The organism is Microbacterium sp. SORGH_AS_0454 (assembly GCF_031453395.1).
Classification (GTDB): Bacteria; Actinomycetota; Actinomycetes; order Actinomycetales; family Microbacteriaceae; genus Microbacterium.
Window position 1 is genome coordinate 3,029,685 of the sequence record NZ_JAVIYS010000001.1, and the last position, 22,600, is coordinate 3,052,284.

General features: G+C 73.6%; 12 protein-coding genes and 2 pseudogenes. 3 read left to right on the forward strand and 11 right to left on the reverse strand.

Translation table 11 applies throughout. The annotated features are described in order from the left end of the window. Positions 1–616: 616 nt before the first annotated feature. Positions 617–1,696 (reverse strand): VIT1/CCC1 family protein, encoded by a 1,080-nt coding sequence (locus tag QE454_RS14620; protein WP_210075284.1) that lies wholly within the window; start codon positions 1,694–1,696, stop codon positions 617–619. A gap of 592 nt (positions 1,697–2,288) precedes the next feature. Continuing rightward, positions 2,289–4,146, reverse strand: a pseudogene (locus QE454_RS14625) (DEAD/DEAH box helicase). 658 nt (positions 4,147–4,804) lie between these two features. On the opposite strand from QE454_RS14625, the gene QE454_RS14630 reads away from it, so the two are divergent. From QE454_RS14630 to QE454_RS14640, 3 genes are read left to right on the forward strand one after another with little or no spacing between them, the layout of a single operon-like run. Continuing rightward, complete coding sequence (locus QE454_RS14630; protein WP_210075286.1) at positions 4,805–5,665, forward strand: SGNH/GDSL hydrolase family protein; 861 nt, start codon at positions 4,805–4,807, stop codon at positions 5,663–5,665. Positions 5,666–5,670: 5 nt separating this feature from the next. Next, entirely contained in the window at positions 5,671–5,877 is a 207-nt protein-coding gene (locus QE454_RS14635; RefSeq protein ID WP_309668725.1) for a hypothetical protein, read from the forward strand. A 16-nt stretch (positions 5,878–5,893) separates the two neighbouring features. Beyond that, positions 5,894–6,358 (forward strand): hypothetical protein, encoded by a 465-nt coding sequence (locus QE454_RS14640; protein ID WP_309668726.1) that lies wholly within the window; start codon positions 5,894–5,896, stop codon positions 6,356–6,358. Positions 6,359–6,705: 347 nt separating this feature from the next. On the opposite strand, the gene QE454_RS14645 is transcribed toward QE454_RS14640, so the two are convergent. The 9 genes and pseudogenes from QE454_RS14645 to QE454_RS14680 all read right to left on the reverse strand — a co-directional run bounded on the left by QE454_RS14645 (position 6,706) and on the right by QE454_RS14680 (position 22,479). Then, a complete protein-coding gene (locus QE454_RS14645) occupies positions 6,706–9,846 on the reverse strand; it encodes an amino acid adenylation domain-containing protein (protein WP_307460218.1) in 3,141 nt (1,046 codons plus the stop codon). A 55-nt stretch (positions 9,847–9,901) separates the two neighbouring features. Further along, positions 9,902–10,168, reverse strand: coding sequence for a phosphopantetheine-binding protein (locus QE454_RS17325; protein ID WP_396652986.1), 267 nt, complete (start codon positions 10,166–10,168; stop codon positions 9,902–9,904). 214 nt (positions 10,169–10,382) lie between these two features. Then, positions 10,383–13,562, reverse strand: a pseudogene (locus tag QE454_RS14650) (condensation domain-containing protein); the annotation flags it as partial. A 16-nt stretch (positions 13,563–13,578) separates the two neighbouring features. Further along, entirely contained in the window at positions 13,579–14,649 is a 1,071-nt protein-coding gene (locus QE454_RS14655) for a hypothetical protein (protein ID WP_309668727.1), read from the reverse strand. After that, positions 14,642–18,019 carry an amino acid adenylation domain-containing protein gene (locus tag QE454_RS14660; protein ID WP_307460212.1) on the reverse strand — a complete coding sequence of 1,126 codons (3,378 nt, stop codon included), beginning with the start codon at positions 18,017–18,019 and terminating at the stop codon, positions 14,642–14,644. Before QE454_RS14660 ends, QE454_RS14655 begins: the two co-directional genes overlap by 8 nt. Positions 18,020–18,027: 8 nt before the next feature. Then, positions 18,028–18,339 carry a hypothetical protein gene (locus tag QE454_RS14665; protein ID WP_309668728.1) on the reverse strand — a complete coding sequence of 104 codons (312 nt, stop codon included), beginning with the start codon at positions 18,337–18,339 and terminating at the stop codon, positions 18,028–18,030. Positions 18,340–18,843: 504 nt separating this feature from the next. Next, positions 18,844–19,611, reverse strand: a complete 768-nt coding sequence (locus tag QE454_RS14670) for a thioesterase II family protein (RefSeq protein WP_307460205.1) — start codon at positions 19,609–19,611, stop codon at positions 18,844–18,846. Next, positions 19,608–21,392: an AMP-binding protein gene (locus tag QE454_RS14675; RefSeq protein WP_307460202.1), complete on the reverse strand. Its 1,785-nt coding sequence runs from the start codon at positions 21,390–21,392 to the stop codon at positions 19,608–19,610. Before QE454_RS14675 ends, QE454_RS14670 begins: the two co-directional genes overlap by 4 nt. A 73-nt stretch (positions 21,393–21,465) precedes the next feature. Continuing rightward, positions 21,466–22,479 (reverse strand): ABC transporter substrate-binding protein, encoded by a 1,014-nt coding sequence (locus QE454_RS14680; RefSeq protein WP_307460199.1) that lies wholly within the window; start codon positions 22,477–22,479, stop codon positions 21,466–21,468. Positions 22,480–22,600 lie beyond the last annotated feature (121 nt).

Below are 22,600 nucleotides of genomic sequence, written 5' to 3' on the forward strand. Positions count from 1 at the left end.
CGCGATCAGCGACCAGAAACACGCGCTCCTCGCGTTTCTGCGCGTAAATCGCGTTTCTGCGCGACACAACGGCCGAACCCGGCACCGGACCGAACCAACGCCGGGCCGGACGCGCATCGCGAGGGGCGGGCGCCGGCGAACGACCTCACGCATAAACGCGATCAGCGACCAGAAACACGCGCTCCTCGCGTTTCTGCGCGCCAATCGCGTTTTTGCGCGACGCAACGGCCGAACCCGGCACCGGACCGGACCAACGCCGGGCCGGACGCGCATCGCGAGGGGCGGGCGCCGGCGAACGACCTCACGCATAAACGCGATCAGCGACCACAAACACGCGCTCCTCGCGTTTCTGCGCGCCGATCGCGTTTCTGCGCGCCGATCGCGTTTCTGCGCGACACAACGGCCGAACCCGGCACCAGACCAACGCCGGGCCGGACCAACACCGAGCCGGTCGCGCATCGCGAGGGGCGGGCGCCGGCGAACGACCTCATGCCCACACGCATAAACGCAATCAGCGACCACAAACACGCGCTCCCCGCGTTTCTGCGCGTCGATCGCGTTTCTGCGCGTCGATCGCGTTTATGTGCGCCGGGGGCGCGATCGCCGCGGGGCCGAATCAGGCCGCCGACACCCCGAACAGCAGACCCAGCAGGTAGGTAACGGCGGCGGCGCCGAAGCCGATCGCGAGCTGGCGCAGGCCGCGCTTGAGCGGCGAGGCACCCGAGAGCAGACCGACCATCGCACCGGTGCCCATCAGCGCGACGCCGACCAGGCCGAGGGCGAGGGCCACGGCCGCGAAGCCCGACATCCCGAAGATCCACGGCAGCACCGGGATGATCGCGCCCGAGGCGAAGAACAGGAAGCTCGACAGGGCCGCTCCCCACGCGCTGCCGACGACGTCGTGCGAGGACTCGCCCGGGGCAGCCGCGGCGGGTGCGGTACCGGCCTGGGCCGCGGTGACGACCTCGCGAGCCTTTTCGAGGGCCTCATCGGGGTGCATTCCGCGGGTGCGGTAGACCAGCGCGAGCTCGTTGGCATCCAGATCGAGGTGAGGAAGAGCAGAGTCGGCGAAGTCGCTCTCTTCGGTGGCCTCGAGCAACTCGCGCTGCGAACGCACCGACACGAACTCACCGGCGCCCATCGAGAGGGCTCCCGCGAGCAGGCCCGCGATGCCGCTGAACAGCACGAAACTCGGGGCGACACCGGTCGCGCCGACACCCATCACGAGTGCGAGGTTCGACACGAGACCGTCGTTGGCGCCGAAGACGGCGGCGCGGAAGGTCCCCGAGAGGCGTCGACGGCCGCGGGCGGCGAGGCCCCGCACGACCTCGTGGTGCACACGCTCGTCGGCGGCCATCGCGGGGGTGGCGTAGGGCTCGTCGGCGTAGGGCGAGCGGGCCTCGGCGTTCTGGGCCAGGGCCAGCACGAAGATCGAGCCGAATCGGCGGGCCATCCACGCCAGGAGACGCGTGCCGATGCCGGGCTGCGGCAAGCGCGGCGGCTGCTCGCCGAGCAGATCGATCCAGTGCTGCTCGTGGCGCCCCTCGGCCTCGGCGAGGGCGAGGAGGATGTCGCGTTCTTCACCGGTGCGGCGCGACGCGAGCTCGCGGTACACGCGCGCCTCGGCGCGTTCGTCGACGAGATAGCGAGCCCAGCGGCGGCGATCGCGGGCGGTGGGTGTGGCGGGGGTCGTCACGGGGGCTCCTTCGGGTCGCCCCCCACCGTAGTGAGGGGGATTCATCCTCTCGGGCGCGTCGGCTCACACTGACAGCATTTCGGGCCTCCGAAGAGCGTGATCCCGCGGATGCCGGGGCTTCGGTGCCAGCATTTCGGGACCGCGAAAGCGGGTCGGCGGCGGCGTCACAGGGGCCGGCGCATCGCACCGCGCACGGCGGCGTCACCGGGGGCCGGCGCATCACCGGCGCGCGGCGCTGCCAGCGTCACGAGACGGTGCGCCGCAACGACGCAATAGACGGCCGCGGCGTACAAAATTCCTGAGTTCCGGGCGCGTCGCCCGCGGCGGCGAGGCCCGGGGTCCGATTCTCAGGGGGCTACGGGTATCACCGGCCGGCGGGCTGAGCCGCAGCCGCGCGAGTCTCAGGAGTTAGGGACGCTCGCGGCGGTTCCCCGCGGCCGATGCGCCGCCCGGGTCGCCACTGCGGCCGGCCCACCGCGCAGGGTCGCCACCGGGGCCGCCCCGACGCGCGGCCGCCCCGACGCGCGGCCGCCCCGACGCGGGGCCGGGCGACGCGGGGCCGGCCGGCGCGGGGCCGGGGCTTGCACGCGCCTCAGGAATGCACGCGCTTGCGCAGGACGTCGATGCGCGCCTGCAACTGGGCGACCGTCGCGTGCGACACGGCGGGGGCCGCCGCAGATGCGCCGAAGCTCGGCGTGCACGAGTCCGTGCGGCTCGCCGCTCTGGCGGGCATAGAGGCCCACCATCGTGTTGAGCAGCTGACGTTGTTCTTTCAGCGTGCGGTGCAGCGGGGCTGGAAGCCCCCCGTCGTCGACGCTCGGCGGCTCGACGCCGCTCTCCTTCTCGGTCGCCTCGCGGGTGGAGCGGTGGCGTGACTGCCGCGTGGCGCGCGACATGAGCACCTCGTGCACCTGTTCGGGTTCGAGAAGACCCGGGATGCCGAGGAACTCCTCCTCTTCGATGGTTCCGGGAACCGCGAGCTGCCCGAACTCCTGCCCGTCGAACATCACGCGATCGAAGTGCGCGAGGGACCCGAGCGCCTGGTACTCGAATTCCTGCTCGAGCGCATCGGAGGCTTTGTCCTCGCGCTCGGCGGCATCCATCATGTCTTCTTCGGCGTTCCATTGGTCTTCCGCGTCGCTGTCGCGGTCGAGGGCGTGCTCGCGCTGCGCCTCCATCTCGCCGGCGAGAGCGAGCAGCTGCGGGACGTTGGGAAGGAACACGCTCGCGGTCTCACCACGACGGCGCGCACGGACGAAACGCCCGATGGCCTGGGCGAAGAACAGCGGAGTCGAAGCGCTCGTGGCGTACACGCCGACGGCGAGGCGCGGGACGTCGACACCCTCGGACACCATGCGGACGGCGACCATCCAGCGGCTCGTGCCCTTCGAGAACGTCTCGATCCGCCCCGAGGCCTCGGCTTCGTCCGAGAGGACGATGGTGACCTTCTCACCGCTGATGTCTTCGAGGATGGCGGCGTAGGCGCGTGCGGCGGTCTGGTCGGTCGCGATGACCAGGCCCCCGGCATCCGGGACCGTCTCGCGCACCTCGGTGAGGCGCCGATCCGCGGATCGGAGGACCGCGGGGATCCAATCGCCGTTCGGGTCGAGCGCGGTGCGCCAGGCCTGCGAGGTGATGTCCTTGGTGTTGTCCTGCCCGAGCTGGGCCTCCATCTCTTCGCCGGCCTTCGTGCGCCAGCGCATCTGCCCCGCGTAGACGAGGAAGAAGACGGGCCGCACGACGCCGTCCTCGAGAGCGCGCCGGTAGCCGTAGGCGTAGTCGGTGCGCGAGAGGCGGATGCCCTTCGCGTTCGGGTGGTACTCCACGAACGGAATGGGCGCGGTGTCGCTGCGGAACGGCGTTCCCGACAGCAGCAGACGCCGAGTCGCGCGGTTGTAGGCCTCGCGCAGGGCGTCGCCCCAGCTCAGCGCATCTCCACCGTGATGCACCTCGTCGAGGATGACGAGGGTTCTGGCATCCATCGTCAGACGCTGATGCACCTCGGCCTTCACCGCGACCTGGGCGTAGGTGACCGCGACGCCGTGATACTGCCGCGAGGGCGTGGCGTGACGGTTCGAGAAGAAGGGATCGAGACGGATGCCGACACGCGCGGCCGCCTCGGCCCACTGGGTCTTGAGGTGCTCGGTGGGGGCCACGACGACGATGCGGTCGACGACGCGGCGACGCATGAGCTCGGAGGCGAGGCGCAGGGCGAAGGTCGTCTTACCGGCGCCGGGGGTGGCCGCGGCGAGGAAATCGCGCGGGCCCTTGCCCTCGCCGTCGGGTCCGTCGAGGCCGAAGTAGAGGTCGAGCGCCTCGGCCTGCCAGGCGCGCAGGCGCTGCGCCGTTCCCCAGGGGGCGCGCTGCGGGAACGAGGGCGACAGGTGCTCGGCGGCGAACGAGCCGAAGTGCGGTTCGACGCCGTCGGCCGTCGCGGCGTCGAGAGGCAACGGCGCCTCGCCGGGGAGCGGGTGGTCGGCGACGGGCGCGGTGGCGTGGGTGGGGGCGGCGGGGGCGTCCGCGGAGGCGGGCGCGGCGGAGCTGACGGCCGCGAGGTCGGGGCTGGCGACCGGGCGGTGACTGGCCGCGGGGCCCGGACTCGCGATGAGACCCGGGGACGCCACGGGACCCGGACTCGCGATCGGACCCGGAGACGCCACGGGACCCGGACTCGCGATCGGACCCGGAGACGCCACGGGACCCGGACTCGCGATCGGACCCGGGGACGCCACGGGACCGGGGCTGGCGATGCGCGTCGAGGGCACGGCATCCGGGACTGCGGGGGTGTGCGGGAGGTTCGGGGTGCGGGCTTCTTCTTCCAGCATCGAACCTCCGTCCCGTGTGTGCGCGAACATCCACGATAGGCGAAGCGGATCGGTCGTGGCGGCGGCCGGCGAGTCGTTCCGCCGTCTCACCGTCGATAAACGCTCTCCCCACGCAGAAACGCTCTCTCCGCGCGTTTTCGCGCGGACATCGCGTTTATGCGTCGAGGACACGGCGCGTCGGGCGTGTCTGCCGTCGGGGCGTCTCGACGAGTGGCGGGGCGGGCCGCACCGGAGCCTGGAGCGATGTCGGAGGCCGGGGTTAGCCTGGGGGTCGGAGGTTTCGATGACACTCGATCCGCACTCGCCCCGCACCTCGCCCTCGCCCGACAACCCCGGTCCGCACCCCTGGCGCCGGTACGTCGCCCTGGGCGACTCGTTCACCGAAGGCATCGGCGACCCGCTGCCCGACGGCGGCCATCGGGGGTGGGCCGACCGCGTCGCCGAGGTCCTCGCCTCGGCGGTCGACGACTTCGCCTACGCCAACCTCGCCGTGCGCGGCAAGCTCATCGGGCAGATCGTGGCCGACCAGATCGAGCCCGCGCTCGCGCTCAAGCCCGACCTCATCACGTTCTCGGCGGGCGGCAACGACGTCATCCGTCCCGGGACCGATCCGGATGCCGTGGCCCAGCAGTTCGAAGATGCCGTCATCCGCCTGCGTCGCGACAACGCCACCGTCGTCGTGTTCACCGGCATCGATACCGAGTTCACGCCCGTGTTCCGCGGCATTCGCGGCAAGGTCGCGATCTACAACGAGAACATCCGCGCGATCGCCGACGCCCACGACTGCGTCGTCGCCGACCAGTGGGGACTGAAAGAGGTGCAGGACATGCGCTTCTTCGACGACGACCGGCTGCACTACAACGCTCTCGGCCACCACGAGGTGGCGCGCATGGTGCTGCGGGCGTTGAACGTGCCCAACGACCTGCAGCCGATGCAGCCCGAGGCCCTGACCGCCACCACGTGGCGTGCCGCGCGCGAGAAAGACCTCGTGTGGGCGCGGTCGTATCTCGTGCCGTGGGTGCTGCGGCGTCTGCGGCATCAGTCGTCGGGCGACCACATCCAGGCCAAGCGTCCCGAGCCGCTGCCCGTCATCACGCTGGCGCCGGGGCGGGATGCCACGGCCTCGGGCGAGACGCGGGTCTGACCGCCGTGTCGGTCGAGGCCCTCGTCCCCGAGGCCGTCGCCGCGCTGCTGCGCGTCGCCGATGCCGACACCCTGCTCCGCGACGCTGACGGACTCGCCGACGGGCTCACCGACGCGGGATGGACGCTCGAGGTCGAGAGCGGGCGCTTCAGCGCCGACGGATGGGACCTGCTGTCGACGGCATGGGCGCCGAGCGTGTCGGGTGTTCTGTGACGGCGACGATCGCACGGTGCGGGAGGCTGCGCTGTCGGTCGCCGCGGCACTCAACGACGATCCGCATCGATGGACGTTCCGCTCCGAGGGGCCCGACTGGTCGACGTGGGCTCCCGACGACGAGCGGTGGGCGAAGGAAGACATCGACTGGCTCACGTGGGCGGGAGCAGGCGTGGTGGTGCTGCTCTTCACCGCGGGAGGGTCGACCGCCCCAGCGGGCCCGCTCCCGGCGCACCTGCAGCTTGCGATCGAACGCGCCGATACCCCGTCCGAGGGTCTTCCCCGTGACGACGATCGCGCGCGCCGCGTGCTGCGCGAGGGCTCCGTCGTCGCGCGCTGGTATCTCTCGGGTGAGCATGAGCTTCCCGATGACGTGGTCCGGGCGCTCGAGAACGACTCCGACGCTCGCGTGCGGGCCGCCGCGGAGTCGGAGCGCTGGATCCGTGAACGAGCGGAGGGCGAGCTCCCTCAAGCGGAGTGAGAGCAGTCAGGCCCGTCACGAAGGCGGCCGTCTCGCGGAGGGCAAGCCTCCTGGGGCGGAGTAAGAGAAGGCAGACCCGTCACGAGGTGGCTGTCTCGCGGAGGGCAAGCTTCCTCAATCGGAGTGAGAGCAGTCAGGCCCGTCACGAAGGCGGCCGTCTCGCGGAGGGCAAGCTCCCTCGGGCGAAGTGAGAGCAGGCGGGCCCGTCACGAAGGCGGCCGTCTCGCGATCTGCGCCCTCCAACTCCACGAGCGATGGGCGCGAGTGCGCTCACGACCGCCGTCTCGGCCCCGCGCGGAGTCCGCGCACGCGGATGGGCCGCCCCGCGCCCCACCCCCGCCGCCCGCTCACGCGAACGCCGGGGCGCCCTCCACCGCCCCCGCGAGCTCTGCGAGCGTGCGGTGACTCAGCACGTCGGCGATCGTCACGGAGACCCCGCGCGCGGCGAGGGCGTGGGTGAACGAGACGAGGTCGATGCTGTCCATTCCGGCGTCGAGGAGGTCGTCGTCGCGGTCGACCGGGTGACCGAGCACGGCTTCGGCGGCCTCCGCGAGAGCGGTCTCCACGAGAGCCACCTCCGCGAGATCGGCTCGCGCAGAGGTGGTCTCAGCGAGAACACCCCCCGCAGAGACGACCACGGCGGGCTGCAGCGCCTGCAGCGCGCGCGCGTCGAGCTTGCCGTTCGGCGTCAGCGGCAGCGCCTCGACCAGTACCGCGTCGGCGGGGACCATGTACCCCGGCAGCACCGCGGCGAGCTGCGTGCGGAAGGAGGCGGCATCCATGAATCGGGGGAAGGGACCCGGCTCGCCGGTGACGAGGAAGGCCCGCAGCACGGTCCCGCGCCCGCGGGGCCGCGGGAGCACCGCGGCCTCGCGCACCCCGCCGAGGCTGCGCACTGCCGTCGCGACCTCGCCGAGTTCGATGCGGTGCCCGCGGATCTTGACCTGGTCGTCGGAGCGGCCGAGGTACGCGAGTCGTCCGTCGGGTCGCACGCGGACCAGGTCGGCGGTGCGGTACATGCGTCCGCCGTGCCGGAAGGGGTCGGCGACGAAGCGCTCGGCGGTGAGGGCGGCGCGCGCCGCGTACCCGCGCGCGAGCTGCGGGCCGGCGAGGTAGAGCTCGCCGACGGCTCCCACGGGTGTGGGCCGCAGCCGCCGGTCGAGGACGTACGCGCGCATCCCGGCGACCGGTCGACCCAGCACGACCTCGTCGGTCTCGCTCATCACCGCCGACACGGCGTCGACGGTCGTCTCGGTGGGCCCGTAGAAGTTCATCGCGCGCACCGGCGAATCCCCCAGCGTGCGCCACGCCTCGACACCGACCGCCTCTCCCCCGAGTCCCAGCACGCGCAAGCGCTCGTGCACCGGGCTGTCGGCCGGCAGGCACCCGAAGAGCGTGGGCGACAGCTCGATCATCGTGATGCCGCGGCCCAGGATCTCGGCCTCGAGGCTGACCGGATCGCGCATCGTGTCGGCGTCGAGCAGCTCCACCCGGTGTCCCGAGAACAGGGCCAGCAACGGCTGCCACGACGCGTCGAACCCGAACGACCACGCGTGCCCGACGGTGAGCGACCCCGGTGCGGCGCCGGAGTACGCACGCTCGGCGTGGTCGGCGTGGAGGGCCACGATGCCGCGGTGCGTTGCGACGACGCCCTTGGGCTCCCCCGTCGACCCGGAGGTGAAGATCATGTACAGCGCGTCGTCGGGGTGCACCTCGACGACGGGCGGGGCGGCGTCCGCGGGCTCGACCTTCGGCACGTCGTGCCACGGCGAGACGCCGATCACCGCTCGAGGGTCGGACAGGCGGCGGATCGCGTCGAGACGACCGGCCGGTAGCGTCGGGTCGAGGTACACCGCGCACGCACCGGCCCGGGCGATGCCGAACAGCGCCTCGACCACCTCGATCGAGCGCGGCAGGGCGATGCCGACCACGTCTCCCCCGCCGATCCCCGCGGCGGCGAGTCCGGCGGCGAGGCGGGCCGTGCGATCGTCGAGCTCGCGGTAGGTCCAGGCGCGGATGCCGTCGGCGAGGGCGATGGCGTCGGGGCCGGATGCCACGGCCCCGGCGAACAGGTCGGGAACGGTGCGGCGGTCCTCGAGCGGGGCGCCCCAGTCGTTCGCCGCGCTCGGGTCGCGGCGAGAGGCGGCGGCATCCATCCCCGCGGTGAGATCGCTGTCGCGCCCGACTCCACGCGCGTCGCCGGCCAGCCGCGCCCACGCCGCGCGATCCACGTCCCTTTCGGCCCGGATGCCGTCGACCGGCGCGGCGGGTCGGGCGATGATCTCGTCCAGCGCGGCCTGCCACAGATCGGCGAGCCCCGACGAGGAGTGCCCGACGAGCTGCTCGGCGCGCACCTCGACATCGACGACGAACCGACCCTCGATCACCGCGGGGGCGACGACGAGCGGGTAGTGCGTGAGGCTGTGCGCTTCGGCGTGACGGACAGCGGCATCCGGAGCGAAACCGGTGCCGTCGTGACGCGAGACGGGCGCGTTCTGGAAGACGAGCAGGGTGTCGAAGAGCGACCCGGCGCCGGCGGTGCGGGCGATCGCGCGCAGCCCGGGGTGGGCGTGCGCGACGTCGAGGGCGAAGTCGTGCTGCAGCCGCTCGAGCACGGCGGCCACGGGAGCGTCGTCGAGGCCGATACGCACCGGCACCGTCGTGATGAACAGCCCCACCATGCTCTCGCTGCCGACGAGCTCGGGGTCGCGGCCCGACACGGTGGTGCCGAAGACGACGTCGTCGCGGTCGGTCAGGCGCGACAGCATCACGGCGGTGGCGAGCTGGGCGAGCGTGTTCAGGGTCACGTCGTGGCTGCGGGCGAATGACAGGAGGCGATCGGTGTCGGATGCCGACCACCCCCGCCGCTCGATCGTGGCGGCGCCGAAGCGGCCGTCGCCGGGCTCGGTCGCACGGTCGGCCAGCTGCAACGGGACGAAGCCGTCGCCGAGACGCGCGCGCCAGTGGTCGAGCGCTGCGGTCATGTCCTTCTGCTGCAGGTGGAGCACCTGATCGCGGAAGGGGCGCACCGCGGGGAGCGCGGCGTCTGCGTAGGCACGCTGGATCTCGTCGATCACGATGCCGAACGACCACCCGTCGAGTGCGATGTGGTGCCCGGTGAGCACGACCTCGTCGCCCGCGTCGGCATGGACGAGGGTCACCCGCAGCAGCGGACCGGTGCGCACGTCGAACCCGCGCCCGCGTTCCTCGTCGGCGATCGTCACGCCGTCGCCGGAGCGTTCCTCGACGGGGATCGTCCCCCGCGCGGGAATGACGTGGACCGGGTGCGGCAGTCCCTCATCGACGAAGCGCCCGAGCACGACCGGGTGACGCGCAGCGACCGTGTCGACGGCGGAGCGCAAGCGAGCGGCATCCACTCGCCCGTCGAGTTCGAGACGCACCTGGATGACGTACGCGTCGTCGGTCTCGGCGGCCAGGGCCAGCAGTCCGCGCTGCAGCGGGGTGGCCTGGAGGACGTCGGCGATCATCGGCAATCTCCTGTCGAGGCGGGACGCGGGGCACGCGGGGTCACGACGCCCGCGATCATCGGGGGTCCCCCACCAGAGCGGCGAGGAGTTCGGGGCTGAGCCCGGAGGCCGACAGCGGGGTGCTCTCGGTCGCGGTCGCGGCGGTCTCGGCGGGCCGGAGCGCACGTGCGAGCTCGACGAGCACCGGGTGAGCGAACACCTGGCGCGGGGCGGCGGCGAGACCGCGCTCCCGGAGGCGCGCGACGAACGCGATCGATGAGATGCTGTCGCCGCCGAGGGCGAAGAACGACGCCTCGGGCGAGGGATCGGGGATGCCGAGCACCTCGGCCGCGCACGCGAGGACCGCATTCAGGGTGTCGATGTCGGGATCGGTTCCCGCGCCCGCGGCGGCGGGAATGGAACCCGACGCAGCCCCCGCCCCGGAACCGCGGGCGGGCTCGGCATCCGGAGCATTCGACTCGGTCGGCCGCGCCTCGCCGCGCGGGATCGGGAGGTCGGCGAGGGTCGCGGTTTCGTCGAGAGTCGGCCAGCGCGCCGATGACGGCCAGCAGCCGTTCGGCGAGACGGGCGACCGTGCGCGAGTCGAACAGCGCGGTGCGGAACGCGATTCCGCCGCGCAAGCCCTCGGCGTCGTCGATGAACTCGAACGACAACTCGAACTTCGCGTGCGTGCGCTCGGGCTCGGCGATCTCGTAGGCGATCTCGCCGCCCGGGTGCGGGAGCGTGCCGCGCAGCTCTCCCCCGCTGTGCAGCTGCACCATCGTCGTGGCGAGGGGGCTCAGGCCGGTCGAGCGGTCGGGACCGACCGCGAGCACGACGTTCTCGAACGGCACCGTCTCGTGCTCGAGCGCGTCGACGAGGGTCTCGCGCGCCGAGACCACGAGAGCGTCGAGCGACGTGTCGGCCGGAACCCGATGCCGCAGCACGACCGTGTTGGCGAGCATGCCCACCATTTCGGCCGTGCGCTCGTCGCGGCCCGCCACGGGAACGGCGACGAGGATGTCGTCGCTCTCGCCGAGGCGGGCGAGCGTGGCGACGACCGCAGCCTCGAGCACCACGAACAGGCTCGAGCGGGTGCGCCGGGCGACGCCGCGCAAGCCCGCGGCGGCTCCGTCGGCGATCGTGAACGCGTGCCACCCGCCATCGGCCGAGGCGAGGGGATCGGGCGCGCGATCGGCGGCGAGGGGCAGCCCCGCGGGCGCGTCGGCGAGCCGCGTGCGCCAGAACGCCAGGGACGCGTCTGTGTCGGCGCGTTCCGTGACCAGGTCGAGCGGCGAGGGCGCGGGGGTCGGCCATGCCGGCGGGCGTCCGGCGGCGCGCGCGTCGTAGGCGGTGGCGAGATCGCGCAACAGGATGCCGGTGGACCACTCGTCGGCGACCAGATGGTGCAGCAGCAGACCCAGCGTCCGGCCGTCGTCGGTGTGCACCGCGCGCACCCCGATCTCACGGTCGAGGTCGAAGCCGCGACGGAGGTCCTCGGCATCCGTCGACCACCAGGCGAGGTCGTCGAGCCGGTGCGTCGGCACCGCGCGCTGCCGGGGGGTGCCGTCGACGACATCCACCAGGACGCGCAGTCCCTCGTGGCGCACGAGCACGTCGCGGACGGCTGCGCGGAGCGCGGCGGCATCGGGAGCACTGGTGAAGCGCAGCACGTACGGGATGGCGTAGCCGAGACCGCCGTCGTCGAAGCGGTCGAGGAACCAGATGCCGCGCTGTTGCGGGAGCAGCGCAACCGCGTCGGCGCGCGTGGCCGCACCGGACTCCTCCGTTTCGGCGGAACGCGGCGTACCGGGGGGTGCGGGAGCGTCGGCGCGGGCGGCCCCCGATCTCGCCGTCGCGGGCTCACCCGCCACCGCGCCGAGCGCCCGCGCGGTGGGGTGGGCGAAGAAGTCGCCGATGCGCAGGCCGTCGATACCGCGCGCGCGAAGGGTCGCGATGACGCGGGTGGCCAGCAAGGAGTGTCCGCCGGCGTCGAAGAAGTCGTCGTCGGGCCCCAGGTCGAAAGCTTCCAGGGCACCGCGGAACGCCTCGAGCACGGCATCCGCCCGCTCGGTGAGCTCGGCGTCTGCAGAAACCGTCGCGGTGCGTACCGGGGCCGAGGCGTCGACGACCCCCGTCGCGACAGATGCCGGTCGCAGCAGCACGACGTCGCGCAGCAGCCGCCCGGCGGGCTCGTCGCCCTCCGCGGTCGCGAGGGCCTCGACGGCCGTGCACAGCGCGTCGAGCACCGTGCGCGCCGCCGTCTCGGAGACGTCGGACGACCACGTCACCTCCAGCGCGGGCGTCGTACCTTCGCGGAGGGCGAAGGTGATCCCCGGCTCGGTCGCCAGCGGCGGCAGCTCGATCTCGCGGGCCGCGGCGCCGCCGATGCGGGCGGAGCCGAGCACGTCGCCGACGCCGACGAGCAAGAACCCGGCGCGCTCGCGCAGCGCGGGCTGCGTGCGGCGGATCAGCTCGACGGGAACGACGCCCCCGGCCGTCGCCGCGCGCACCGCCTCGACGGTGCGGGCGGTCAACGACGCCACCGTGTCGTCGCCGCGCACCCCGAGCCGCAGCGGCACGAGATTGCCTCGCGCGCCCACGGCGTGCGCTCCCATGCCCTCGACGTCGAGCACGGGCAGGTCGATGACGCCATCGGTGCGCCCCGTGGCCGCCGTCAGCACCGCCGCCGCGGCCACCGCGAGCGTGTGCAGTCCACCGGCTCCGGTGCGGGCGCCCGCCTCGGCGAGCCGCGGCAGCTCGGCGCGCAGGCGCCGGATGCCGTGCGCCTCGGCCCCGACCGGTGTCGGCTCCGCCATCGAGCGACGCCATGCCGCGGGGAGCGTCAGCGGCATCGCCCCGTCGAGCACCGCACGCCACCGCTCGAGCACGGGCGCACTGCCCGTCCCCCGCAGCCAGCGCACCTTCTCGGCGGCGAAGCGCCGGTAGGCGCCCCGATCGATGGCGGGGGCGTCGCCGTCGTAATGAGCGCTCAGCCGGGCGAAGAACGGATGCCAGGAGGCATCGTCGAGGGCGATGTGGTGCCCCACGATCCCGAGCACGAGTCCGGGTCGATGGGCATCGTCCGCGCCGGTGTCGCGCGCGTCGGTGTGGGCCTCCCCTGAGGTTCCTGATGCGGTGGCGCCCGCAACAGTGCCCCGATCGCGGGTGTCCCCGGAGCCGGTGTCGATGAGCGATACGCGCAGCGGCGCCTCGGTGGCGAGGTCGAAGGCCACGCGCGCGCGGCCCACGACGTACGCGCGCACCTCGTCGGGGGCGAGCGCGATCCGCTCGACGTGGACCGCGTCGGCGGACAGCTCCCGCGGGCGTACGCCGCCCTCCACGGCATCCCAGACGGTGCGCAGCGCCGGGAAGTCCTCGATCGTGCGGCGCAGCGCCGTGGCGAGCCGATCGGCGTCGACGTCGCCGTCGAACCGCACGGCGAGGGCGACGGCGCCCGTCGCCGCGTACGGGTCGAGCTCGTGCAGGAGCCACATGCGCTCCTCCGAGGGCGAGGCGACCACTTCGTCGACCGATGCCGGAGCGGCAGCGGTGGCGATCCCCCGCGCTTTCAGCAGGGCGTCCATGCGGGCGCGCTTCGCGCCGCTCAAGAGCGACGACGCGCGCGCGGCGGGCCGCGGACGACCCACTGCGTCGAGGCGCCGGGACACGGCATCCAGGATCTCGTCCGCCGTCTCGAGCGCGAGGGCGTCGACGGCGACGTCGGCGGTGAGCATGAGGGCGCCGTCGCTCTCACCGAGTCGGATGTCGAGCACGACCTGGGGCGTCGCCGTCCAGGCGGCGACTGGGGCGGGGGTAGCGGGCCAGGCGAGGCCGTTGGTGACGACGACCGGGCAGGCGACCGCCGTGCGGTCGCGTCGGGCCAGAGCGGTGGCGACCGCGGGGCCGTCGGGTCCGTCGAGGCGAGCGAACAGCTCGGCCTGCAGCACCCGGGCGCTGCTGACGGCGTCGGCCGGATCGGCTCCGGCGCCCACGACGACGAAGCCGGCGAACGGCCCCACCGGCGCATCTTCGCCGCCCCCCCGCGGTCGGCACCGACAGCCGCACCGGGCCGCCGGACCGCGCGGCCAGCTCATCGCCGATCGCACCCGCGGCGACGGAGTGCGCCGACAGGCCCGCCGCTCCGCCTGAGAGCACCGCTCGTCGCCAGATCGCCGCGTCGACGACCCGAGAGGTCCGCTCCGTGCGGATCGGTCCCAGGCCGTCGAGGGCCGCGCGCCAGGGCAGACGGGGAGCCGCGGGCAGATCGTCGGCCGCGCGCTGCGCCCGGTCGGCGTCGGCGCCCGCAGGGAACGCGCGCAGAGCATCGAGCAGCCCCGTCGGCGCGGGCGGCAGGGAGAGCGTCGGGTCGGCCAGCAGACGCCGAGCCTCGGAGATGACGCGTGCGAGGCCCTGCCCGTCGAGGGCGAGCGCGTCGGAGCACAGCACCACCGCGTCGCGGTCGTCGCGGCGCACGTGCACGATCTCGACCAGCGCGTCGAGGGGCCGAGGTGCGGTGCGCAGCCCCGCGAGCAGATCGTCGAAGGCGTCGTCGCCGCGTCCGTGCAGGTCGACCACCCGCAGCACGTCCGCCTCGGGCGCGACGCTCTGCGTTCCCGCCGCCGCGTCGATCCGCAGTCGCAGCGCCTCGTGACGGGCGACCAGGGATGCCACGACCTCGCGTAGCCGATCGGCATCGACGTCGCTCTCCCAGACGCGCACGTCGAGCATCCCGGTCGCCCCGAGGGGAGCCGCGCCGTCGCGCGCGGCGAGGTACGCCCGCTGCAGCGGGGTGAGGGGTGCGGAGTTTGCGTGCTCAGACATCGGCGCCCTCCGTCACGAGCTCGACGAGCAGTTCGGCGATGACGTGCACGTCGTCGCCGCCGCGATCGGCGAGCACGGCGGCGAGCCGGCGAGGCGTGCGCGCCTCGAACAGCTCGGCGACCGTGAGGTCGCTCACCCGCAGCTCGTCGCGCAGGGCTGCGACGCACGCGACGGCGCGCACCGAGTCGCCGCCGATGCGGAAGAAGTCGTCGTCGGCGCTCAGGTCGGCCGTTCCGACCACCTCGGCCATGACCAGGGCCACGGCGCGCTCGAGCGGCGTCTCGTCGGACGCGGCCGTCGTGGGCATCGCCGCGCGCGCGGCCCCCTCGGCCAGAGCGGCGCGGTCGATCTTGCCGTTGACGGTCAGCGGCAGGCGGTCCACGAGCACGATGACCTCGGGCAGCATGTACGCCGGCAGGCGTTCGGCGAAAGCGGCGCGGATGCCCCGCTCGTCGACGGCCGCGCCGGCACGGCGCGCCACGGTGACCGCGAGCACCCCCGACCGCACGGGCAGCAGCGACGCGATCGCGCGATCGACGCCGGGCACGCCGTCGAGAGCGCGCTCGATCTCGCCCAGCTCGATGCGGTATCCGCGCAGCTGGATCTGGTGGTCGCGGCGCCCGTGGAACTCGATCACCCCGTCGGGGCGGTAGCTCGCCAGATCGCCGGTGCGATACCACCGCACCCCCTCGTGCACGACGAAGCGGTCGCTGGTGCGCTCGGGGTCGCCGCGGTAGCCGCGCGCCACGCCCGCTCCCCCGATCCACAGCTCGCCGACGACGTGGTCGGGGCAGTCCTCGCCGCGCTCGTTGACGACGCGGCAGCGGACGCCCGCCATCGGAACGCCGTACGGGACGACGGCCTCGGGGTGGTCGGCATCCGGTTCGTGAACGGTCGAGTGGATCGCCGTCTCGGTCGTGCCGCCGAGTCCCGCGAAGCGCACGCCGGGCACGCGCGCAGCGAAGGCCGCGGCTGTCGAGCCGGGCACCCAGTCGCCCCCGGTGATCACGGTGCGAACGCTCGCGAGCTGATCGTCGGATGCCGCATCCAGCAGCATCCGCAGCAGGGCGGGCGCCGCGTTGACCACGGTGACGCCGTGGCGCTCGATGAGCTCGGCCCAGGCGAACGCGTCGCCGGTGTCGGCGGCCTCGGGCATGACCACCGAGCCGTCGAGGGCGAGCGGGGCGAACAGGTCGTACACCGACAGGTCGAACTGCAGCGACGACAGCGCGATCGTGCGCTCGTCTCCGGCGAGGCCGAAGTGCGCGGCGATCGCGTCGATCGTCGCCGCCGCCGCGGAGTGCGGCACCTCGACGCCCTTCGGCTCGCCCGTCGACCCCGAGGTGAACAGGACGTAGGCGATCGCCGACGGCTCGACCGGCACGGGGGCGGCGAGGGGCACGGCATCCCCCGCAACCGCGAGCACCGGCACGTCGACGCCCTCGGCCGCGCCCACGAGCGCCTGGGCGCCGGAGCGGGCGAGGATGCGGTCGCGGCGGGCGGCGGGATCGTCGACGTTGATCGGCACGTAGGCCGCCCCCGCCGCGAGCACGCCGAGCACCGCGATCGCCTGGTCGACGCCCTTGGGCAGGCGCACCGCGACCGTGTCGCCCGCGCCGACGCCGATCGCGGCGAGACGCGCCGCGAGGGTGAGGGCCTTCTCGGCGAGCTCGCCGGCGGTGAGGTCGCCGCCGGCGGAGCGGACGGCGATGCCGTCGGGGTGCAAGCGGGCGCGGGTGAAGAACGCCTCGTGCAGGGTGCGGGCGGCGGGTGCGGGCACGTCGTGCGCGGTGCGCCGCTCGAGCTGCCCCGCCGGAAGGGGAACGGCGCCGTCGCCGTGGTCGATCACGGTGTCGACGAGGTCGATGAACGCGCGGAACATGTCGGCGATCACTCCGGGCGGGAAGGCGTCGCGGCGCACGTCCCAGTTGACGAGCATCCCCTCGGCGACGTCCACCACCTGCGCGTCGAGCTCGACCTGCGGTCCCTGCGAGATGATCCACGACGGCGTGCCGAACACGCCGAGCACCCGCTCCGAGAACAGCCGGCCGAGGTTGAGGCCCGAGGTGAACACGATCGGGGCGAGCACGGGTTCGCCGGCTGCACGGCCGAGGTCGCGCAACACGTCGAGCCCGCCGTACGCGGCGTGGTCGACGGCCGCGTGCAACTGGCTCTGCAGCCGCCGGGCGCGCTCGGCGAACGACTCCGGAGCGGTGTGGTCGACGGCCAGGAGCACCGAGTTGGTGAAGTCGCCGACGAGGTCGTCGACGTCGGGCACGACGGGCGCGCGCGTGAAGAGCGGCACGTTCAGGAGGAACCGCTGCTGGGTCGACCAGCGCGCCACGACCTCGGCGAAGGCGGTGGCGAGCACGACCGACGGCGTCACCCCGAGGCTCCGGGCGCGCGCGGCGAGGGCGTCGGCGCGGTCGTGGTCGAAGGTCTCGGCGAGGCGGACGCTCGCGTGCGGGTCGGGCCGGTCGCCCTCCGCCCGCGCCGGGAGCGCCGGGGCACCGGGGAACGTCGGCACCCGTTCGGCCCACCAGGCCCGGTCGCGCTCGCGGGCCGCGGGGTCGCCCTCGACGGCGAGGTATTCGCGGTAGCCGGGATGGGCGGGAACGCCGAGCACGTCATCGTCGTCGTAGGCGCGAGCGAGGTCTTCGAGGATGCGACGGTAGCTCTGCGCGTCGGCGGCGAGCATGTCGACGTCGACGTGCAGCCGCGTGCGCCCGGCGGGCAAGAGGGTCAGGGCCACCTGGACGACCTGGCCGTCGACCACGTCGAGCATCTGGTGCGATCGTTCGTCGCGCAGACGCTCCAGCTCGCCAGCGACCCCGGCGTCGTCGAGGTCGCGCACGTCGTCGACCCGCACCGTCGACGACACCGCTCCCGCGGGAACGATCCACTGCATCGCGTCGTCGGTGAAGGCGGCGCGCAGCATCGGGTGGCGTGTGACGAGCGCCGTCACCGCGCGCGAGAGACGGCCGGGGTCGATGCCGTGGCCGTCGAATTCGACGTAGAGGTGCGCGGCGACCCCGCCCAGCCGATGCTGCGTCTGCCGGCCGCTCCAGTAGGCGTGCTGCATGGGCGCGAGCGCGAAGCGGGGGTCGTCGTGCACGGCGGCGCGTGCCACCTCGCGCGAGACGGGTGCGCCGGCCCCGGCGAGAAGGCGCTCCCACGCGGCGACGGTCGGGGTGGCGGCCAGCGCGCCGAAGCCCACCTCGGCGCCTTCGGCCCGCCATCGCTCGGCGAGGCGGATGATGGCGAGCGAGTGCAGGCCGTGCATGAGCAGGTCGTCGTCGGGCTCGATCTCGTGCGCGGCGATGCCCACCTGGGCGGCGATCTCGGCGGTGATGCGGGTGCGGTCGAACACGGTTCTCCTCAGACTCCAACGGGAACGGAAAGACGGATGCCGACGCCCTCGGCGCCGACGTTCGCGGGGGCGCCCGCGAAAGGGGCAAGACGGATGCCGACGCCCTCGGCGCCGGGAACGAGATCACCGGCGTCGACGACCTCGGAAAAGAACGGGAGCATGCCGACGCCCGCGGTGAGCGCCGGGTGGCGCCCGGTGTGGGCGCGCACCGCCCGGGCGCCACGCGGGGCTTCGTCGCGCACGGCGAGGGCGCCCGGCAGTCCCCCGACATCGAGGTCGACGAGCTCCAGCCGGGCCGCGGGGTCGAGAGCGCACGTCACGACGGCCGGCGCCGCGTCGGCGGGGGCGGAGGGTGAGGGCCTCGGGCTCGGCGACGAGGCCGGTGCCGAGGCACTTCACGACCGCTTCGCGGCGCACCCACGCCCGCGCGAGCGTCGCTGCGTCCCAGCCGCTCCGCGGACGTTCGCGGACGGGGAGGTAGTCGGCGACGGCGTCGTTCGCCGCACCGATCCCCGCCTCGACGTCCACGCCCACGTCGCCCTCGGGTCGGTACGCCACGAGCACCACGCCGCCGGAGTGGGCGATCGAGATCCCCCCGGCGGCATCCGGAGTCGACGGCATGCCGGCGCGCGGGTCACCCGGCGGGCGTACGTCGATCGTCACGTCGGCGGGGCCCCTGCCGGTGGCCGCGGCGACGAGCGCCCGCGCGAGCACGCGGCCGGTGGTGAACTCGGCCGCGCGAGCCGGGCGCATCGCCCTCAGACGCTCGCGCTCGCGGTCGCTCAGCCACGGGTGCCCCGGTGCGAGCACGCGGGCGGCGACGATCACGCGCCCACCGCCGTGCGGATGCGCGACAGCAGCAGCTCGGGGTGGTCGAGGAGGGCGAAGTGTCCTCCCTCCAGCACGAGCGTTCCGTGATCGACCGCGCCGGCCTGCAGCAACGGCATCCATCCGCTGACCGCGACGGGACCGGCGACGGGGTCGTCGCGCCCGGCGACGGTGAGCAGTCCCCCGGCACGCAACGGACCGCGCTCGGCGTCGGCGGCTGCGCCCGGGCGGTCGAACTCGGCCGCGGCGGTGAGGTCACCGCGAAGAGCCCGGATCGCGAGCGTCAGGAACGGCTCGTCGCCGAGCAGCACCTCGGGGGTACCGCCCAGACGACGCAGCCACGCGCGCCACGCCTCGCGGTCGTCGTCGGCGGGGAGGCGTCCGCCGCGTCGTCGCCCCGGTGCGGGGCGACCCGACAGCACGAGGAGATCGACCGGGATCAGGGCCGACAGCGCCGCCGCGAGCGACGCGCCGAAGCTGTGCCCGAGCAGCACCGTGGGGATGCCGTCGGACGTCAGCTGTCCGAGCACGCCTGCGAACGCCGCGACGAACTCCGGGTACGAGGTGAGCGGCTCCTCGGCGATGCGGGTCTCGTGACCGGGGTACTGCAGGGCGACGATGTGCGGCGGGTCGGCGAGACCGGCCCCGAGTCGTGCGTAGGCCCCTGCCGATCCGCCCGCGTGCGGCAGGCATACGAGCCGCCAGGCGGCGTCGGCCGGTCCGCTCACCCGCGCGAGCGCACCGAGATCGAGCGTGGGGGTCACGGGGCGGTCCGCTCGGGCGTGCGCTGGCGCACCTTGCTCACCTTGCCCACCCCCGTGGTCGGAAACGCCGTGACGAACTCGATCGTGTCGGGCAGCTTGAACCGCGCGACGCCGCGATCCGCGAGGAATCTGCGCAGCTCGATCGCCCGCGGGGCGCGGTCGAGGTCGCGACGCGGGATGACGTAGGCGGCGATGCGCTCGCCGAGGGTGTCGTCGGGCACGCCCACGACCGACACGTCGTGCACGACGGGATGGCCGAGCAGGAGGTTCTCCAGCTCTTCGGGCGCGACCTTCTCGCCGCCGCGGTTGATCTGGTCCTTCGCGCGCCCCACGACGCGGACGTACCCCCGCTCGTCGACCGAGACGAGATCGCCCGTCCGGTAGAAGCCGTCGGCCGTGAAAGAGGCGCGGTTGACCGCTTCGTCGGCGAGGTACGCGCGGATCGTGTACGGCCCGCGCGTCAGCAGATGCCCCGGTGTTCCCGTCGGTACCGGCTGATCGTGATCGTCGACGACGCGTACCTCGTCGTCGGGCGAGATCGGCCGCCCCTGGGTGGTGACGATCGTCTCCTCGTCGTCGTCGAGGCGGGTGTAGTTCACGAGCCCCTCGGCCATACCGAACACCTGCTGCAGCGTGCACCCCAGTTCGGGCCGCACCCGCCGGGCGACGGCCTCGCTGAGCTTGGCCCCGCCGACCTGGACGGACCGGAGCGTGCGTAACCGCTCACCGCGCGCGGCGTCGAGCCAGGCGATCAGCAGCGGCGGCACGAGGGCGACGGTGGTCACGCCATGCCGCTCGATGAGGGGGAAGGCGATGTCGGGGCTCGGCGCAGGACACATGACCACCGATGCGCCGACGGCGATCGCGCCCAGGATGCCGGGGGAGCTCATCGTGAAGTTGTGGGAGGCGGGTAGGGCGACGAGCATCACGCTGTTCTCGTCGAGTCCGCAGATCACGGCGCTCTCGCGCACGGAGTAGAGGTAGTCGTCGTGCGTGCGCGGGATGAGCTTGGGCCCGCCCGTGGTCCCACCCGACAGCTGCAGGAAGGCGATGGCATCCGGTCGCGACGGGCTCTCGCGGCGCTCGGCGGGCGCGGGGGCGTCGAGATCAGCGGATGCCACGAGCAGCACGCGCACGCCCGCGGGTGCGCCGCGGCGGGCGATGTCGGCGTAGTCGGCGTCGGCGGGACGACCGAGGGTGAGGATCGCGCGCGCGGCCGAGCGGGTCGCGACGTCGGCGAGCTCGTGCTCGCGGTGGGCGGGGAGCGCGAAGACGGGCAGCGCCCCGACGAGGGCGAGCGCGAACACCGCGACGGGGTGCTCGGCGACGTTCGGCAGGAAGAGCACGATCCGATCCCCCGGGCGGATGCCGTCGGCGGCGAGCCGATCGGCGAGGGCCCGCGCGGCGCGGTCGAGTCCGCGGTAGTCGAGCACGCGATCGCCGTCGATCACGGCGGGGCGGGCGCCGTGGCGCGCGACGGTCTGCTCGAGCAGCCCGGTGAAGGTCTGACCGATCCAGTACCCGCGTGCGCGATACGCGACGGCGACGTCGTCGGGGTACGGGCGCACAGCGCGTAGGGCGTGCTCCACGCGCAACGACGCCGGGCGCAGGTCGGTCCAGGCGTCGTCGACGACACGCAGCGCGTCGGGGCGCGGCAGCGGCTCGGTCACGGGGGTCCACCCGGCTGGCAGGGGCGGTCCCACCGGCCAGAGCGAGTGCTGGCCCTCGTCGTTGACCAGCACGTGGAAACGGGCGTCGGGGTCGTCGAAGGGATTCGGCATCGGGGGGAACCTTTGTGTGGAAAGCGAGGAGGGAAGGGTCGTGGCGGGCGCGGGGCCCGCCACGACCGGCGCGTCAGGAGCCCGTGATCGCGCTGAGCGCGTACGAGGCGTTCAGCGGCGACGGGTTGCGCAGCGCCGCGATCTGCACCATCGACAGGTCGACGAGGTGACCGTCCTTGACGGCCGTGAGCGTCGGGAAGACGGCGCTGCTCTGCCACGCGGTCTTGACGTCGGGGCTCAGGAAGGCGACGTACATGCGGTCGGCATCTGCCTTGTCGACGGTCTCGAACGACAGGCCCGCGGCTCCCGAGCCGTCATCGAGCGCGGGAAGGGCGGCCGCGGTCGGGCTGAACGTCATGCCCAGGGCGTCGAAGGCGCGGACGCTGCCGTCTTCGGTGTCGTTGACGACCTTGAGGGCGTTGGGCGTGGCGAGCGAGAGCGTGTAGGTGAGCCCCTTCAGCTCGGGGTGGCTCTCCCCCGCCTCGGCGAACGTGGCCGTGTCGGCGTCGATGAGCGGCTGCACGGCATCGGTCTTGCCGAGCGCCTCGGCGATGAGCGGCGCCTCGACCTTCCAGTCGAGGTGGTGGATGTTCTTCGCGCTCGGACCCACGACCGGAGCGATGGCCGAGAGGCCGGCGTAGTTGGCTTCGAGGTCGACGTACGAGGTCGCGACGATCAGGTCGGGGTGCAGCGCCGCGATGGCCTCGAGGTCGAGGGGCGCGCGGTCGGCCCCGGCGGCGGCGGTCTGGATGAGCGCGGGGGTCGTGGTGAGCTTCGGGGCAAGCCACGGAGCGATGCCGGATTTGTCGAACGGGAACGCGGAGGTCGCGACGGGCTCGACGCCCAGCGCCGTGACGATGTCGGCCTCCATCCAGCCGAGGGTCACCACGCGCTCCGGGGCCGCGGGGATGGTCGCTTCGCCGTAGGCGTGGTCGACCGTGACGGGGAACCCGCCCGAGGTGGCTGCGGGCGTGCTGCCGGCATCGGGCGTGCCCGTGGCGCAGCCCGACAGGAGCGCAGCGCTGACCGCGAGAGCGGCGGCCGCGGCGACCGCGCGGGCCGGACGGAGGAAGCGGGCGAGAGACATGGAACTCCTTACGGGTGGTGAGCTGTGGAGGGGGCGGGATGCCGCAGGTCGGCGAGCACGCCCCGATGTAGGTTAGCCTAACCTAACCATCTGCGACGCCCGGTTCTCTCGGCGTCGACGA